At 60.0% G+C, this 15,053-nt stretch carries 16 protein-coding genes and 2 pseudogenes; 8 read left to right on the forward strand and 10 right to left on the reverse strand.

The window, feature by feature from the left end; all coding sequences use genetic code 11:
- Nucleotides 1–147 precede the first annotated feature (147 nt).
- Together ACYZT0_RS16990 and ACYZT0_RS16995 are read left to right on the forward strand one after the other, a co-directional pair.
- Nucleotides 148–693 (forward strand): DUF3455 domain-containing protein, encoded by a 546-nt coding sequence (locus ACYZT0_RS16990; RefSeq protein ID WP_462042224.1) that lies wholly within the window; start codon nt 148–150, stop codon nt 691–693.
- Nucleotides 636–1,055: pseudogene (locus ACYZT0_RS16995) on the forward strand (anti-sigma factor); the annotation flags it as partial. The gene ACYZT0_RS16990 and the pseudogene ACYZT0_RS16995, both read left to right, overlap by 58 nt.
- 133 nt (nt 1,056–1,188) lie before the next feature.
- Here ACYZT0_RS16995 and ACYZT0_RS17000 read toward each other — a convergent pair.
- Nucleotides 1,189–2,283: a DUF1615 domain-containing protein gene (locus ACYZT0_RS17000; protein WP_462042225.1), complete on the reverse strand. Its 1,095-nt coding sequence runs from the start codon at nt 2,281–2,283 to the stop codon at nt 1,189–1,191.
- Between the two features lie 158 nt (nt 2,284–2,441).
- Here ACYZT0_RS17000 and ACYZT0_RS17005 point away from each other — a divergent pair, with 158 nt between their 5' ends.
- Nucleotides 2,442–3,977, forward strand: a complete 1,536-nt coding sequence (locus ACYZT0_RS17005; RefSeq protein WP_462042226.1) for an FAD-dependent oxidoreductase — start codon at nt 2,442–2,444, stop codon at nt 3,975–3,977.
- Between the two features lie 122 nt (nt 3,978–4,099).
- On the opposite strand, the gene hemB is transcribed toward ACYZT0_RS17005, so the two are convergent.
- The 3 genes from hemB to ACYZT0_RS17020 form a co-directional block, all read right to left on the reverse strand.
- On the reverse strand, nt 4,100–5,074 hold the full coding sequence (hemB, locus tag ACYZT0_RS17010) for a porphobilinogen synthase (RefSeq protein WP_462042227.1): 975 nt from the start codon (nt 5,072–5,074) through the stop codon (nt 4,100–4,102).
- Between the two features lie 128 nt (nt 5,075–5,202).
- On the reverse strand, nt 5,203–6,045 hold the full coding sequence (locus ACYZT0_RS17015; protein WP_462042228.1) for a PhzF family phenazine biosynthesis protein: 843 nt from the start codon (nt 6,043–6,045) through the stop codon (nt 5,203–5,205).
- Nucleotides 6,046–6,078: 33 nt separating this feature from the next.
- Nucleotides 6,079–6,777 carry a glutathione S-transferase family protein gene (locus tag ACYZT0_RS17020; RefSeq protein WP_462042229.1) on the reverse strand — a complete coding sequence of 233 codons (699 nt, stop codon included), beginning with the start codon at nt 6,775–6,777 and terminating at the stop codon, nt 6,079–6,081.
- A gap of 309 nt (nt 6,778–7,086) precedes the next feature.
- Between ACYZT0_RS17020 and ACYZT0_RS17025 the strand changes: the two genes are divergently transcribed.
- Entirely contained in the window at nt 7,087–7,761 is a 675-nt protein-coding gene (locus ACYZT0_RS17025; RefSeq protein WP_462042230.1) for a histidine phosphatase family protein, read from the forward strand.
- Nucleotides 7,762–7,797: 36 nt separating this feature from the next.
- On the opposite strand, the gene mnmH is transcribed toward ACYZT0_RS17025, so the two are convergent.
- Both mnmH and selD read right to left on the reverse strand, forming a co-directional pair.
- Nucleotides 7,798–8,907, reverse strand: a complete 1,110-nt coding sequence (mnmH, locus tag ACYZT0_RS17030) for a tRNA 2-selenouridine(34) synthase MnmH (RefSeq protein WP_462042231.1) — start codon at nt 8,905–8,907, stop codon at nt 7,798–7,800.
- Nucleotides 8,907–9,941 carry a selenide, water dikinase SelD gene (gene selD, locus ACYZT0_RS17035; RefSeq protein WP_462042232.1) on the reverse strand — a complete coding sequence of 345 codons (1,035 nt, stop codon included), beginning with the start codon at nt 9,939–9,941 and terminating at the stop codon, nt 8,907–8,909. The genes mnmH and selD overlap by 1 nt, the downstream gene beginning before the upstream one ends.
- A 241-nt stretch (nt 9,942–10,182) precedes the next feature.
- Here selD and ACYZT0_RS17040 point away from each other — a divergent pair, with 241 nt between their 5' ends.
- The 3 genes from ACYZT0_RS17040 (at nt 10,183) to ACYZT0_RS17050 (ending at nt 11,852) form a co-directional block, all read left to right on the forward strand.
- Nucleotides 10,183–11,139 (forward strand): nucleoside-specific channel-forming protein Tsx, encoded by a 957-nt coding sequence (locus ACYZT0_RS17040; protein ID WP_462042233.1) that lies wholly within the window; start codon nt 10,183–10,185, stop codon nt 11,137–11,139.
- Nucleotides 11,140–11,307: 168 nt separating this feature from the next.
- Nucleotides 11,308–11,535: a DUF6555 family protein gene (locus ACYZT0_RS17045; protein ID WP_462042234.1), complete on the forward strand. Its 228-nt coding sequence runs from the start codon at nt 11,308–11,310 to the stop codon at nt 11,533–11,535.
- A 38-nt stretch (nt 11,536–11,573) separates the two neighbouring features.
- Entirely contained in the window at nt 11,574–11,852 is a 279-nt protein-coding gene (locus tag ACYZT0_RS17050) for a hypothetical protein (RefSeq protein WP_462042235.1), read from the forward strand.
- A gap of 26 nt (nt 11,853–11,878) precedes the next feature.
- Here the strand turns inward: ACYZT0_RS17050 and ACYZT0_RS17055 are convergent, their stop codons facing one another.
- The 3 genes from ACYZT0_RS17055 to ACYZT0_RS17065 all read right to left on the reverse strand — a co-directional run bounded on the left by ACYZT0_RS17055 (nt 11,879) and on the right by ACYZT0_RS17065 (nt 13,065).
- Nucleotides 11,879–12,043 carry a metallothionein gene (locus ACYZT0_RS17055; protein ID WP_462042236.1) on the reverse strand — a complete coding sequence of 55 codons (165 nt, stop codon included), beginning with the start codon at nt 12,041–12,043 and terminating at the stop codon, nt 11,879–11,881.
- Nucleotides 12,044–12,115: 72 nt separating this feature from the next.
- Nucleotides 12,116–12,571: a DMT family transporter gene (locus ACYZT0_RS17060; protein ID WP_462042237.1), complete on the reverse strand. Its 456-nt coding sequence runs from the start codon at nt 12,569–12,571 to the stop codon at nt 12,116–12,118.
- Nucleotides 12,571–13,065: a DMT family transporter gene (locus tag ACYZT0_RS17065; RefSeq protein ID WP_462042238.1), complete on the reverse strand. Its 495-nt coding sequence runs from the start codon at nt 13,063–13,065 to the stop codon at nt 12,571–12,573. The genes ACYZT0_RS17060 and ACYZT0_RS17065 overlap by 1 nt, the downstream gene beginning before the upstream one ends.
- Before the next feature lie 258 nt (nt 13,066–13,323).
- Between ACYZT0_RS17065 and ACYZT0_RS17070 the strand changes: the two are divergent.
- Nucleotides 13,324–14,001, forward strand: a pseudogene (locus ACYZT0_RS17070) (substrate binding domain-containing protein); the annotation flags it as partial.
- 151 nt (nt 14,002–14,152) lie between these two features.
- On the opposite strand, the gene ACYZT0_RS17075 reads toward ACYZT0_RS17070, so the two are convergent.
- Entirely contained in the window at nt 14,153–14,974 is an 822-nt protein-coding gene (locus ACYZT0_RS17075) for a methyl-accepting chemotaxis protein (RefSeq protein WP_462046587.1), read from the reverse strand.
- Nucleotides 14,975–15,053: the final 79 nt, after the last annotated feature.

Here is a 15,053-nt window from a genome sequence, read left to right on the forward strand (position 1 = left end):
TCCTTGCGATTGTCTCTTTGTAGCAGCTGACGCTGGCAATGTTAGAAAATTTCTTTTCCCCACTGCATCCAAATCGCTTTCCGATGGGTAGTACCTGTAGCAGTCCTGATGCTGCCGAGCGGGTTACTCATTTTCGGAGAGAAATTCATGAACGCCAAACACCTGATTTGCCTTGCCGGTTTACTCGCTGCCCTACCTGCAGCTTATGCCCAGACGGGTCTGCCCGACAGCATCAAGGTGCCGGAGGGGCACAAGGTCGCCATGGAAACCACCGGGGTCGGCGAGATCACTTACGAATGCCGTGACAAGGCCAATGCAGCCGGCCAGACCGAATGGGTTTTTGTCGGGCCCAAAGCGGTGCTCAATGATCGCAGCGGCAAACAGGTCGGCACCTACTTCGGCCCCCCCGCTACCTGGCAGGCGAAAGATGGCTCGAAAGTCACCGGCACCCAACTGGCCGTCGCACCGTCGAGCCCGGGTAATCTCCCCTACCAATTGGTCAAGGCCAACCCGGCCGAGGGCAAAGGCGCGATGAGCGGCGTGAGTTACATCCAGCGCGTAGCCCTCAAGGGTGGCGTGGCCCCAAGCGCCGAGTGCACAGCCGCCAACAAGGGCGAGCAGGAAGCGGTGAAGTGCTGTGGCGCGGGCTCGCGGGGGCGGGGTTGGCGGCGACCTTGTTGCTCGGCGCCTTGATGTTGACGCAAACCACGGTCAAACCGACCTATCTGGTGGTACTGGTCGCCCCTCAAGACAAAGCGCCGGGTTGGGTGATTCAGGCCAGCAATTCAAGGGAAATCCAGTTGATCCCACTGGGCGTGGGGGAAGTTCCGGCCGACAAGGCACTGGAGTTCTGGACCAAGGCTGAAGGCTGGCAAGGACCGGTGTCCCTGGGCTTGGTCAAACCGGGGCAGATGCTCTCGGTGCCGTTGGACAAGTTGCCGCCACTGCAACCCGACCAGCTGTTCGAGTTGACCCTGGAAAACCCCAATGGCTCGCCGACCGGCAAACCTACGGGGCCGATTCAGTTCATCGGTCGAGCGGTGAAAGTGATCTGACGGCGATCACCCAAGCGCGGATGCCACTCCCCGCCCCAGGTTCCGGCGGCAAACACCTGAGCGCGACTGGCGCCTTGTCAATGAAAAAACCGGCCTCATCCGCCGGGTTTTTACGCTTGTGTGTTGCGGTCGGTCACTTTCCCGCACGTGCCATACATCGCTGATAGCGTTCATCGACCCGTTTGGCGAACCACGCCGTCGTGAGTTTGCGGGTGATTTTCGGGCTTTGCAGCACGATCCCTGGCAACACCGCACGCGGTAATGGCCGACCTTCTGCCTGCTCGGCCAGGGCGAAAACCCGCGCATAGAGCTGGGTGTCCTCGAACTCGAGGTTTTTGCCCTCCTCCAATTGATCGCGAATGGTCGGATTGCGCATGTCCAGTCGCTTGCCGAGGGTGCGCACCGCCAATTCCGTGGTGCCAGACATGATCGAATCGTAGCGGACCAGGTCCCCATCCAGCGCCAGCGGTATGCCCGAAGCGCGACTCACCGCGTTCTGAAACGCGGCGTTGCGACTCGCGTACCAACCGGCATTGAAATCGGCGAAGCGATACAGCGGTTGTTTGTAGCTCACCGGATAACCGAGCAAGTGGGCGATACCGAAGTACATGCCGCCGCGACGACTGAACACTTCATGCCGGATCGAACCGTTCACCGGGTACGGATACACCTTCGCCTGTTGCTCCGCGAAATCGATGCTGACCTGCATCGGCCCACCGGTGTGCACCGGGTTAAAGCCACCAAACAGCGTCCGGCCCATCGGCACCATGCCGATGAAATCATCGAAGATCGCGCTGAGCTCTTTTTCGCTGCGCGCCGCGTTGAGTCGGTCGCTGTAGCTTTTTCCGTTGGATGAACTCACCTGCAGCGCACCGCTCACCAGCAGGCCGGGAATATGGGCTTTGGCGGCGCGGCGGTCGATCTCGTCACGGGCGATCTTGCCCAGGCCCGGCACGGGTGGGTCAACCTGAAAGGTCGACTCCTGCTCGGTGACCGCCAGTACCGCGCACAGGTTTTGGGTGGACGGATAAATGTTTTGAACAGCAAATGCCGCGTAAATATCGGTGGCCCAGCCTTGGCGATCAGTGGCTTTGGCCGGCAGCAGGCGCACGATCTCGGCCTTGACCTCCGCGGGCTTGCGCGCAGGTAGTTCCTGCGTTCGCTGAGTGCCGCAACCGGCCAGAATCAGCAGCGCGGCGACACTCATCATCAATCGATTGGCTTGCATGTTGCTCCATCAAATCCGTTGAGCCGGGTTAACCATACGATCAATGGCATGGCGCAGGCTATGACTGTGGCTGCCGCGCCCTGTTCCGTTGGGCAGTCTGCCTGACCTCACGCCTGGGCTGAACCATACTTGAGCCACAACCCGAGAAGGAAAGGCTCATGAACCGTAGCGACGTACTCATCATCGGCGCCGGCCCGACCGGGCTGGTGCTGGCGCTGTGGCTGAGCAAACTGGGGATCCGGGTGCGGATTCTCGACAAGACGTCGGCACCCGGAACCACTTCGCGGGCGCTGGCCGTCCAGGCGCGGACGCTGGAGCTGTATCGCCAGCTCGACCTCAGCACTGCCGTTGTGCAGAACGGTCATCGAGTGGGCGCGGCGAACTTCTGGGTCAAGGGCGAACCCGTGGCGCGCTTGCCGCTGACCCGCATCGGCGAGGGCCTGACGCCCTACGCGTTCCTCGAAATGTTTCCTCAGGATGAGCACGAACGGTTGCTGATAGACCGCCTCGAAGCCTTTGGCATCAAGGTGGAGCGCAAGACCGCACTGGAAAGTTTCGAGGAAACCGGAGACGGCATCACCGCCCATCTGCGCCTGCCCGATGGTCAGCAGGAAACCTGCCAGGCCTGCTATTTGGCTGGTTGCGACGGTGCCCGATCGATTGTGCGCAAGACCCTGGACACCGGTTTCCCGGGTGGCACCTACCAGCAGATTTTCTACGTCGCCGACGTGCAGGCCAGCGGGCCGACGTTCAACGGCGAACTGCACGTGGATCTCGATGAAGCGGATTTTCTCGCGATATTTCCATTGGCCGGTACAGGCCGCGCCCGCCTGATCGGCACGGTACGCGACGAGCGCGCCGATCATGCCGAAACCCTCCAGTTTGAAGACGTCAGCAGCCGGGCCATCGAACATTTGAAGGTGCAGATCGAACAGGTGAACTGGTTCTCGACTTACCGCGTGCATCATCGGGTGGCGGATCACTTTCGCACCGGGCGCGCGTTTCTTTTGGGTGACGCTGCCCACGTCCACAGCCCCGCCGGTGGCCAAGGCATGAACACCGGAATTGGCGATGCCATCAACCTCGCCTGGAAACTCGCGGCGGTGTTGAGCGGCGGCGCTGAGGCCAAACTTCTCGACACATACGAAACCGAACGCATCGCGTTTGCCCGCAAACTGGTCGCCTCCACCGATCGGGTGTTCAGTTTCGTCACGGCCGAAGGGCGCATAGCCGATTTGCTGCGCACGCGTCTGGCGCCATTCGTGCTGCCGAAAATGGCCTCGTTTGAGGCATTCCGCGAGTTTCTGTTTCGGACGGTGTCGCAGATCACCCTGAATTATCGCGGCATGCCTTTGAGCACGGGCGCTGCCGGTCATGTTCACGGTGGCGACCGCCTGCCCTGGGCTCACGACGGTGAGGGGGACAATTTCGAATCACTGAAGTGTCCGACCTGGCAGGTGCATGTGTATGGCGACACCAGCGACGAAATGATCGCCTGGTGCCACGAACATCATTTGCCGTTGCATGTGTTTGATTGGCGGCCGGCGTTTGAAGCGGCTGGCCTGGGGCGTAACGGGTTTTATCTGTTGCGGCCGGATACGTATGTGGCGATCGCCGACAACTCTGCCGACCCCAAGGTGATTGAGCGGTACTTGCGGGATCACGGGATTCGGCCGTTTTTTGGCGCTCCCTGATGATCGTTCCCACGCTCCGCGTGGGAATGCCTCAATAGACGCTCCGCGTCCGCTTCTGGGACGCGGAGCGTCCCGGGCTGCATTCCTTTGCTGCGCGTGGGAACGATCATCTGCGGTGATACTTAGATCCCGGCCAGCGCCAGGTCCATCGCAAAGTAGGTAAAGATCAGATCCGCCCCGGCCCGTTTGATCGCGCCAAGGCTCTCACGCACCACGCGATCCTCATCGATTGCCCCGGCCTGCGCCGCGAATTTGATCATCGCGTACTCGCCGCTCACCTGATACGCCGACAGCGGCAAACGCGAGGCTTCACGGATGTCGCGAATGATGTCCAGGTACGCGCCGGCCGGTTTGACCATCAGCGCGTCGGCACCTTCCTGCTCATCCATCAGTGATTCGCGCACGGCTTCGCGGCGGTTCATCGGGTTCATCTGATAGCTTTTACGGTCGCCCTTGAGCGCGCTGCCGCCGGCTTCACGGAACGGACCGTAGAGCGCCGAGGCAAACTTGGTCGAATAGGCCATGATCGCGGTCTGGCTGAAACCCGCTTCATCGAGCGCTCGACGAATGGCCTGAACCTGCCCGTCCATGGCTGCCGACGGGGCGATCACATCGGCGCCGGCACGGGCCGCAGCCACCGCTTGTTTGCCGAGGTTGATCAGGGTCTGGTCGTTGTCGACTTCATGGTTGTGCAGCACGCCGCAATGGCCGTGGTCGGTGTACTCACAGAAACAGGTGTCGGACATCACGATCATGTCCGGCACTGCATCCTTGGCGATGCGCGACATGCGCGACACCAGACCGTTATCGCTCCAGGTGTCGCTGCCGTTGCCGTCCAAATGGTGCGACACGCCGAACGTCATCACCGACTTGATCCCGGCCCGGGCATAACGCTCGATCTCACCCGCCAGTTTCGACTCCGGAATACGCATCACGCCTGGCATGCTTTTGATGGCGACGAAGTCGTCGATGTCTTCCTCGACGAAAATCGGCAGCACCAGATCGTTCAAGCTGAACTCGGTTTCCTGGAACAGGCTGCGCAGGCTCGCATTGCGGCGCAGACGGCGTGGACGAGCTTCGGGGAACTGACTGGACATAAGGGGTTCCTGAAAAACGGAGGACGAGACGAAAGTCGTAGGGGACGAAGCTTATGCCCTGCAAGGCGCAGGGCACAAACCTCAGGCGCGGAATAAGCCCTTACCGGTTCGGCAATAATCACTGCTTCTTACAGCGTCAAGGTTCCGCTGATACAGGTCACCACTGCGCCGCCGATCCAGATCTCGTCGCCCACTTGCTCGACCTGAATGCGCCCGACGCGGCCCATCGTCAGGCCCTGGCTGACCACATAGGACGCTGGCGCCAGTCCTTCGCTGAGCAGCCATTGGGCAATCCCGGCATTCAGGCTGCCGGTGGCGGGGTCTTCCGGCATGCCGTCGCCGGAGATGAACGCCCGCACCTCGAACTGTGCGTCATCGCCATCGCGCTCCGGATGCCAGGGCGCGATGACACCCACGGCCAGGCCGAGCATTTGCGAATGATCCGGTTGCAGGTCCAGCACCTGCTGGCGATCCTCGACCATTACCGCCAACCATCCGGCGCCGTTATCGACCCACTGGGCCCTGACTATCGCGCCCTGCTCCAGCCCGAGCCCTGACCGCACACGCGCCATCAAGTCGGCGTCCACCGGCCCGATTTTTATCAGAGGCGGCGCGAGAAAGGCCAGCTCCGTACCCTGTCGACGAACCCGCACCAGCCCCACCCCGCACTCCTGAATGATGTCTTCGCCCTTGGGCACGCCACCGGCCTCAAGCCAGGCATGGCAGGTACCCAGTGTCGGATGACCGGCGAACGGCAATTCGTTCAGCGTGGTGAAGATCCGTACCCGGTAGTCGGCGCGAGGGTCGCGCGGTTCGAGTATGAATGTGGTTTCGCTGAGGTTGGTCCAGCTGGCAAACGCCGCCATGCGCTCATCGCTGAGCTCATCGGCGCCGAACACTACCGCCAGCGGATTGCCCTTGAGTGCAACGCGGCTGAAGACATCTACTTGCTTGAAATCGAATGAGTGCATGGCCTGCCTTGGTCTTGATCAAATCGAAGCGTTTTACTTGGGGATTTCCAGCCCACGCATCACCGCCGGCCGCGCCAGAAAGCGCTCCAGCACCCGCGTGACGTTCGGGAAGTCCTTGATGCCCACCCGCTCGCCGGCCTCATAGAAGCCAATCAGGTTGCGCACCCAGGGGAAGGTCGCGATGTCCGCGATGGTGTAACGCTCGCCCATGATCCAGTCGCGACCTTCCAGACGGTTGTTGAGGACATTGAGCAGACGTTTGCTTTCATCAACGTAGCGGTCGCGCGGACGTTTGTCCTCGTAGTCCTTGCCGGCAAATTTGTTGAAAAACCCGAGCTGACCGAACATTGGCCCGATGCCTCCCATCTGAAACATCAGCCACTGAATGGTTTCGTAACGCGCTGCCGATTCCTGGGCCAACAACTGCCCGCTCTTGTCGGCCAGGTAGATCAGAATCGCCCCGGACTCGAACAGCGCCAGGGGTTGGTCCCCCGGACCGTGGGGGTCGAGGATCGCCGGAATCTTGTTGTTGGGGTTCAGCGAAAGAAATTCGGGGGACATCTGATCATGGGTGTCGAAGCCCACACGATGCGGTTCGTAGGGCAATCCGATCTCTTCGAGCATGATCGACACCTTGACGCCGTTGGGTGTCGGCAAGGAGTAAAGCTGGATCCACTCGGGATATTGAGCCGGCCATTTTTGGGTAATCGGGAACGCGGACAAATCGGTCATGGGAAGGATCCACGAGAAAATTGAGAGTGAGGATCATAATGTCAGCGACCGAAGAACGGCGACCTTTTGGCGTAATTTCCACTACGTGTAACGTGTCCACAAATTGGCAACATCCTGTCGATAACCTAAGCGCCAACCCGTTCAAGGTTGCCGGTACCGCCGGAATCAAACCAAATGGGTAACACAGGACTCTGAGCACCGCCCCTATGAAACCGACCGGCTTAATGACATGGAAAACACCCGATGCAGGAATTTCGCGGTATAAGGTTTGTCAGCCTTAACTAAATGCATTGAAGAACCCCTAATCCCATGATGAATCCTCTGAAATTCGCCAACCGCTTCAAACATCGCGCTTATCTGTTCCTGCCCGCCCTGTTGGCGGCCGGCGCGTTGTTTCTGGTGCTGGAGTCCCGCGAGAGCCGCGCCCAACCAGCAAACGGCACTCAGACGCTGGTGTTCCTGCGTCACGCGGAAAAGCCAGAGGGTGGCCTCGGCCAGCTCAACTGCCAGGGTCTGAATCGCGCCATCGACCTGGCCACCTTGCTGCCGGAAAAATTCGGCAAGGCCAACTACGTGTTTGCCGCCAACCCGACACGCAATGTCGAGGAAGGCGAACTGGACAATTCCTATAGCTACCTCCGCCCCCTGATAACCATCAGTCCCAGCGCGATCAAGCTCGGCTTGCCGGTGAACATCAACTTCTCGGCCAACGACACCAGCGACCTGGCGGATGAATTGCTCCACGACAAGTATCACAACTCGGTCATCTACACCGCTTGGTCCCACGGCTACCTGCCCGAGCTGATCAACAAGGTCGCTGGAGAAGCCGTCGGCAAGAAACAGAACATCGTGGATGACTGGGAGTCCAGCGACTACGACTCGCTGTACGTGCTCACCCTGACCTGGCACAACGGCAAGGCCAGCGTACAGAGCCACGCCTACAAGCAAGGCCTGAATAACGGGCGCGAGACCTGTCCAACGTAAGTGTCGGCCGCAGCGGGTTGATCGGGGCGGCGCTGCTTACCCCTCAGCCCTCTGGCTGCTACGCGCTCGCAGGTATTCGAGTACGGCAGCCCGCTCCCCGGCAAACTCAATCCGCAACGCCTTCTTCTCCCGCTGAAACGCATACATCGGGTCGTAATACTCGCGAAGCAACCCTTCGATCCAGCCCCGATGCAGGTCCACTGCCCCACTGCTCGCCTGCGCCGCCAGCGCGTCTTCCATCAAAATCAACATCCGCCGGTGGCGTTCACCGCCCAGACGTTTCTGCACATTGTTCAGGCTCTCCAGCAAGCGCTCGGAAAACAATGCAAATCCTTCATCGCCATACACGCCGATGAACTCGGCACACAAGTCCACCACGTAATCGCGCAGGATCCGTTCGACCCGCCCTTCCAGGCTGTCTTCAAGCCAGACCATCGGAAACTGTTGCATGCCCTGAAACAGCGGCAGCGGTAAGGCGCAACTGCCGACCATGCGGCTCTCGTCTTCCAGCACAAACTGCTCGATGCCATGGGTGCGCTTCTTCAGCATGTCTACCGCCAAGCAGTTTTCAAAATCGATGTTGGACGGTTGGCCGGTGGCGCGTTTACCGAAACTGGAGCCGCGATGATTGGCGTGACCTTCAAGGTCCAGCCCGTTGCTCAACTGCGTGAGCACTTCGGTTTTACCGGTGCCGGTCATGCCGCCCAGCAAGACAAAATCACACTGGGCAAGCGCCTGATCGACTGTGTCGAGCAAGAAGGTGCGCAGGGTCTTATAGCCGCCACTGACGCGCGGATAGTCGATGCCCGCCTCATCCTTAAGCCATTGCTGGACGATCTGCGAACGCAAACCACCGCGAAAACAATACAAATACCCATCAGGATGAGCGCGGGCAAAATCGGCCCAGGCCTGGATGCGAGCGGCTTTTATCTCGCCGGACACCAACTGGTGCCCCAGCGTGATGGCGGCTTGCTGACCGTGCTCCTTGTAGCAAGTGCCGACCCGTTGCCGCTCGAGGTCATTCATCAGCGGCAGGTTGATGACGCCGGGGAACGAACCTTTGAGAAACTCAACCGGTGCGCGGGCATCCATCATCGGCCGGTCGTTGAGGAAGATGTCGCGGTAATCGGTGAATTCCATAGACATCAAAACACCTCAACCGCGTTGGTCTGTCGCTCGATCAGCTCACCGATCGGCTCAAGAGTCAGGCCCAGTTCAGCAGCCACTTTGAGGAAGTGTTCGTTGCCTTCGGGGGTGACCGCAACCAGCAGGCCACCGCTGGTCTGCGGATCGCAGAGCACGCGTTTGTGCATTTCCTGAAGACGTCCAAGCTTGCTGGCGTAGCTGTCGAAGTTACGCAGCGTCCCACCCGGCACGCAGCCTTGGTCGAGGTAATACTCGACACCCGGCAGACGCGGCACACGGTCGTACTCGATGCGAGCGGTCACGTGGCTGCCGTCGGCCATTTCCACCAAATGCCCCAACAGGCCAAAACCGGTAACGTCGGTCATCGCGGTGACGCACTCGAGTTTGCCGAAGCGGCTGCCGGATTTGTTCAGGGTGCACATCCAGTCGCGGGCCAGGCCGATGTCGGCATGGCGCAACTTGCCCTTCTTCTCGGCGGTGGTGAGGATGCCGATGCCCAGCGGTTTGGTGAGGTAGAGCAGGCAACCGACGGTGGCAGTGTCGTTGCGCTTCATGTGGCGCTTTTCCACCAAACCGGTCACAGCGAGGCCAAATATCGGTTCTGGTGCGTCGATGGAATGCCCACCGGCCAGCGGGATCCCCGCTTCATCGCAGACCGAACGCCCACCGCGAATCACCTCCCGGGCAATCTCCGGCGCCAGTATGTTGACCGGCCAGCCAAGGATCGCAATCGCCATCAACGGATCGCCACCCATGGCGTAGATGTCGCTGATGGCATTGGTGGCGGCGATGCGGCCGAAATCGAACGGGTCGTCGACGATCGGCATAAAGAAGTCGGTGGTCGACACCACGCCGCGTTCTTCGTCAATGGCATACACCGCGGCGTCATCGCGCGAGGCATTGCCGACCCAGAGATTTGGGTCAAGGTTCTGCGCCCCGCTGCCGGCCAGAATCACCTCCAGCACCTGGGGAGAAATCTTGCAGCCGCAACCTGCGCCGTGGCTGTATTGGGTCAGTCGAATCGGTTCGCTCATGGGGGGCACACCTCGTAAAGTCATTGCCGAGGAGTCTACATCAACGTCATCGCCCCGAGGCCCCGCAAATCCTTGACCGAAAGGACAGTTAACCCACCCATTTCTTAGCGTTTTCCGTGCATTGAGCAAAACTGGTATGCCTTGTGCAAACGTTTGCTAGTCGCTGATATGAGCGTTTTCGCTACATAACCGCGCAAGCCCGCAGAACCGGGCCTTCAATCCGCACGAAAAGGGACTTTTAATGCACCGCACGTCCAGCCGCGTGACTTGCTCGCGCACTTTTGCTGTTTCCTTGCTGCTGGCCAGCGTTACAGGACTACTCAGCAGCACCGTTTTGGCGCAACCCGCCTCCGCCGAAGAATCCGCCCAGGGCGAAACCCTCAGCCCCGAAGCCAGCCCACCGAAAAAAGGCGCGTACCTCTCGGACTGGTTCAACCAGGACCTGACCGTCATTGGCAGCAAAGACATCAGTTTCGGCCCGCAACCGGCCGACGATATCTACTTGGAATACGAGTACTTCGGGCGCAAGGGGCCGTTCGAGTTGTATGGCTACATCGATATTCCGAAAATTTTCGACATCGGTAACAGCCATGACAAAGGTGTGTGGGACCACGGCTCGCCGGTGTTCATGGAGCACGAACCACGAATTTCCATCGACTACCTCGCCGGCCGCAGTCTGGCCATCGGGCCGTTCAAGGAATGGTACGTCGCCTTCGACTGGATCTATGACCACGGCAGCAATAGCGCCAACCGCGCCAATACGCTGTACAGCGGCTTGGGCACCGACATCGACACCCATTCGCGGGTCAACCTGTCGGCCAACTTCTATGGTCGCTACCAGTGGGAAAACTACGGCGCCAGCAATGAATATTCGTGGGACGGCTATCGCGCCCAGTTCAAATACATCGTGCCGATCAGTAGCTTCAGCAACGGCGCGTCACTGACCTACATCGGTTTCACCAACGTCGACTTCGGCTCGGACCTGCACAAGGACAACCCGGCTCGCACCGCCAACGCCACCGTCGCCACCAACGTCTTGCTGTACTCGTTCACCCACTTGCGTTTCACCCTGGTCGGCCGTTATTTCCACAACGGCGGCAACTGGGACGATGGCAGCGAGTTGAATTTTGGCGACGGTAACTTCCGCGCCCGTTCCGACGGCTGGGGTTACTACGCCGGTGTCGGTTATCAGTTTTAAACTTGGGTGGGCGGCAAGGCCCATGGGCAGCAATCATTGGAGGTTTCAGAGATTGCAGGGTAACGAGCCACCCGTCTCGTCGCTACTGGCGGCATCCATCTGACAATCCGAGTGAATTTTCCGTAACCCAAACGATCCTTGTATTACCACGGGAGGAATACGGGCTCTATGAACAACGCAAAACTTTTCGTCATTGAATACACCCTTCATGGCGCGCCCAAGTCTTTCATCATCCGCCTGGACAAGATGGATAACGCGGAGGCCTGGCATTGGGCGAGTTGCGACGCGGGGGTCGGACGAATCCCTCGCTTCGGCCGAGAGAAGGTGCAAAAAACCAGCAAACCGATGGCTGAAAAATTCGGCGTGGAAAACGTCAAGTGGCGGTCGGCGAATTAACGGATGGCGCAGCTTTGGACATTTGGAGGGATCGGCGCATGAAATCAACGCAACTCACCAGCACGGCACACCTCGACTACGGCCTCGATACGCTGTTCGGTCGAATCACCAAAAGCGCCGAGTGCCAGGTCGGCCTTGAACAAGTCGAGCATGACCCGACCCGCTTCGCACTACGCATCCAGCCCCCTATACCGCAAGATCTGGAACAGGCAAAAACGGTGTTGGTGAAGGTGGATGGACGACGACTCAATGGAGTCATCCGCCATACCGAACGGCTGGAAGATCAAAGTCTGAAACTGGAAGTGGAGCCCGAATAGGCTCCACGTTCTGTGCGTGGCTGATGTCAGCCTTTGGCGCACTTGCAGCCCTTGCTGGCACATTCTTCGCCATTTTCGTGGTGCTTGGCGCAGGCTTCACAACAATAGTGCTTGCCGTGGCGCGCGATCGGGTGCTCGCCCAGTTTGCATGAGCATTTGGGGCAGTCGCATTTACTGTCACTGCTGATCATGAGTCTGACTCCAGGGTTGTGGTCGTCCGGGTCTCGCAAATAAGGCCCGTACCACCAGTGTAGGAGCTTGCGTCAGCCCTGCCGCGTACTGCTGCGATACATGAACACCAACGCCAATGCGAGAAACACCATCGCCAGCATCCGGCTACTCGACAACTCGATCGCCGGGTTCCCCAGCCAGCCGAAGTTATCAATCAACATCCCCATGCCCAGTTGCCCGACGATCACTGCCACAGTCGCCACCGCCGTGCCGACCCGTGGCACCGCGCCGACCATCACCATCATGTAAACCACCCCGAACAGCGCGCCGCTGAGCTGCCATTTCGGCACGTCCAGCAAACTCACGGCATGGGCCGGGTCGAAAAACACGGTCAGCAGCCCGGTGGTCACTGCACCGACCACGAAGGTCAGAAAACTGCTGCGCAACACGCCAACCGTTTCGCCCAGCCGTCCATTAATCGCCGCCTGCACACTCAACACCGCGCCGGCGGCCACGACCACCGCCAACAAAATAATCAGACTCATCATCAACCCCGAGCGATCAGAACAAGTGCCACGACAATCAGCAACAAGGCTATCCAACGTTCACCGTTGACCTTTTTGCGTGTGGCGCCGAACCAGCCGAAGTGGTCGATCAACACGCTTTTGCCGACCTGCCCGGAAAGGATCGCGATCATCGTCATCGCAACGCCGATGTGCGGCGTGGCCATGGTCAGCACGATCACGTACATCGGCCCCAGGAAACCGCCGATCAATTGCCAGCGTGGCAGCTTATTCAAGGCCGGGCCCTGTTGCGGGCCGCTGAACAGCAACAGCAAAAACAGAATCGCCGAACCCACACCGAAGATGCTCAAGGTCGCCCACAAGTGCCCGACCTGAACCCCGAGCGGCCCGAGCAAACCGGCTTCCACGGAAAGGCCCATGCCCGCCAGAATCACCAGCGGCAGCAGCAACAGCCGCAACCTTGGTTTTACCGCAGGCGTTATAACGACGCCGGCGTGTTCGATTGAAGAAGATTGCATAGGGAAACACCTGCCAGTCATCAGATAAAACACACGACCCCTGTAGGAGCGAAGCTTGCTCGCGAAGGCGGCGTGTCAGACGGCATCTACTGCGCCTGGTACGACGTCTTCGCGAGCAAGCTTCGCTCCTACAGGGGATGGTGGTGGCGCGCATTATCGGCTGGCGATCCTTTGCGATAAATGGGAGCATCCTGACAACACTTCTGCGCAATTCGCACAGCAGGACTCGCCATGCACGGAGTCTCAATGAACTGGGATTCTTTGCAGGAACAGCAAAGCGAACCGAGCGGACTGGTGCGGATCAATGCGCCAGTGGTGTTTGGCCAACGGCACCTGATGCCCTGGCTGGGGCAGCTCTGCGAGCGCTACCCGAAATTGCAACTGGATATCCAGCAGACCGACAGCTACGTCGACCCGTTGCAGGAAGGCGCCGACCTGCTGTTTCGCATCGGGCCGCTGCACGATTCGAGCATGCAGGCGCGCATTCTGGCGCCCCATCGTTTTCAAGTCGCCGCGAGCGCGGCCTATTTAGAACGTCACGGCACGCCGCACCATCCCGAAGAATTGGCCGCGCATCAATGCCTGGCCTACAAAGGCGTGGCCGGCCAGCAACGCTGGTTTTTCCGCAAGGATCAGCAGGACTGGACGCCCTATTCGGTGAAGGGGCCGATCACCGGCAACCACGCCGACACCCTGACTCAAGCCGCCGAACAAGGCTTGGGGTTGGTGATGTTTCCGTCGTGGCTGATTGGTGAAGCGGTGCGCAACGGCACGCTGGTGCCGGTGCTCGGGGCGTATCAGGTGTCCAACAGCCTTGAGCCGCAGCAGATTGCCGTGCTCTGGCCCGGCAGCGGACGGTTGTCGGTGAAGGTGCGGACGGTGATTGATTTCTTCGTGGAATGCTTCGGCACGGTGCCCTACTGGGACAGGCCCTAAATCCCTGTAGCAGCTGGCGCAGCCTGCGTTCGGCTGCGAAGCAGTCGTAAAACCTGCACGCGCGATTTCCCTGATACACCGCACTGCCTGATTTCACGACTGCTGCGCAGCCGAACGCAGGCTGCGCCAATTACAAGTTATGCGTCGCGACTCAGATGCGGAACTGCCCGACCAGTTTGCCCAGGCGTTGACCGAGGTCGGCGAGGCTGCGGGAAGTCTGGGCGCCGAGTTGGGTTTCATCGGCGACGCTGTCCACGGCCACGGCGATCTGATGCACGTTACGGTTGATCTCTTCGGCCACGGCAGTCTGTTCTTCGGCAGCGCTGGCGATCTGCGCGTTCATCGAATTGATGGTGCCGATCAGCTGGGCCATGGTATCCAGCGATGCACCCGCTTCGTTGGCCTGAGCCGACGTGCCGTCGCCAGCCTCACTGGAACGGCGCATCGCTTCCACAGCCGATTGGGTACCGGCCTGCAGGCGATCGATCATGCCCTGGATTTCCTGGGTGCTGATTTGTGTCCGACTGGCCAGCGCTCGCACCTCGTCAGCCACCACGGCAAAACCACGACCAGCCTCACCGGCACGGGCGGCTTCAATGGCGGCGTTGAGTGCCAACAGGTTGGTCTGCTCGGCAATTGAACGAATCACCCCAAGCACGCTGACAATCGACGACACGTCTTTTTGCAGGCTGTCGAGGGACACGCCGCTATTGCGAATGTCGTCCACCAACGCATGAATCTTCACAATGCTGCCGGCCACCACGCGCTTGGCCGCCTGGCCTTCTTCGTCGGTCTGCTGGGCAGCCACCGCCGCGTTTTGCGCACTCTTCGCCACTTCCTGGGCCGCCGCCGACATTTGGTTGATCGCCGTGGCGACCTGATCGGTCTCGTGACGCTGACGTTCCATCGCCTGATCCGAACGCTGGGCCTGATCGGAGACCTGATTCACCAGTCCGGTCAGTTGCGAGGTCATTTCGGTGATCTGGCCCACCAGGCCGTGGATTTTGTCGACGAAGCGGTTGAACGAGCCGGCCAGTTCGCCGAGCTCATCC

It is taken from the genome of Pseudomonas sp. ZS1P83, assembly GCF_054897825.1.

Excerpts from the sequence above, each read along its gene's own strand:
- ACYZT0_RS16990 (WP_462042224.1), top strand. The coding sequence starts at position 148 with ATGAACGCCAAACACCTGATTTGCCTTGCCGGTTTACTCGCTGCCCTA.
- ACYZT0_RS17000 (WP_462042225.1), bottom strand. The coding sequence starts at position 2,283 with ATGCAAGCCAATCGATTGATGATGAGTGTCGCCGCGCTGCTGATTCTG.
- ACYZT0_RS17005 (WP_462042226.1), top strand. The coding sequence starts at position 2,442 with ATGAACCGTAGCGACGTACTCATCATCGGCGCCGGCCCGACCGGGCTG.
- hemB (WP_462042227.1), bottom strand. The coding sequence starts at position 5,074 with ATGTCCAGTCAGTTCCCCGAAGCTCGTCCACGCCGTCTGCGCCGCAAT.
- ACYZT0_RS17015 (WP_462042228.1), bottom strand. The coding sequence starts at position 6,045 with ATGCACTCATTCGATTTCAAGCAAGTAGATGTCTTCAGCCGCGTTGCA.
- ACYZT0_RS17020 (WP_462042229.1), bottom strand. The coding sequence starts at position 6,777 with ATGACCGATTTGTCCGCGTTCCCGATTACCCAAAAATGGCCGGCTCAA.
- ACYZT0_RS17025 (WP_462042230.1), top strand. The coding sequence starts at position 7,087 with ATGATGAATCCTCTGAAATTCGCCAACCGCTTCAAACATCGCGCTTAT.
- mnmH (WP_462042231.1), bottom strand. The coding sequence starts at position 8,907 with ATGTCTATGGAATTCACCGATTACCGCGACATCTTCCTCAACGACCGG.
- selD (WP_462042232.1), bottom strand. The coding sequence starts at position 9,941 with ATGAGCGAACCGATTCGACTGACCCAATACAGCCACGGCGCAGGTTGC.
- ACYZT0_RS17040 (WP_462042233.1), top strand. The coding sequence starts at position 10,183 with ATGCACCGCACGTCCAGCCGCGTGACTTGCTCGCGCACTTTTGCTGTT.
- ACYZT0_RS17045 (WP_462042234.1), top strand. The coding sequence starts at position 11,308 with ATGAACAACGCAAAACTTTTCGTCATTGAATACACCCTTCATGGCGCG.
- ACYZT0_RS17050 (WP_462042235.1), top strand. The coding sequence starts at position 11,574 with ATGAAATCAACGCAACTCACCAGCACGGCACACCTCGACTACGGCCTC.
- ACYZT0_RS17055 (WP_462042236.1), bottom strand. The coding sequence starts at position 12,043 with ATGATCAGCAGTGACAGTAAATGCGACTGCCCCAAATGCTCATGCAAA.
- ACYZT0_RS17060 (WP_462042237.1), bottom strand. The coding sequence starts at position 12,571 with ATGATGAGTCTGATTATTTTGTTGGCGGTGGTCGTGGCCGCCGGCGCG.
- ACYZT0_RS17065 (WP_462042238.1), bottom strand. The coding sequence starts at position 13,065 with ATGCAATCTTCTTCAATCGAACACGCCGGCGTCGTTATAACGCCTGCG.
- ACYZT0_RS17075 (WP_462046587.1), bottom strand. The coding sequence starts at position 14,974 with ATGACCTCGCAACTGACCGGACTGGTGAATCAGGTCTCCGATCAGGCC.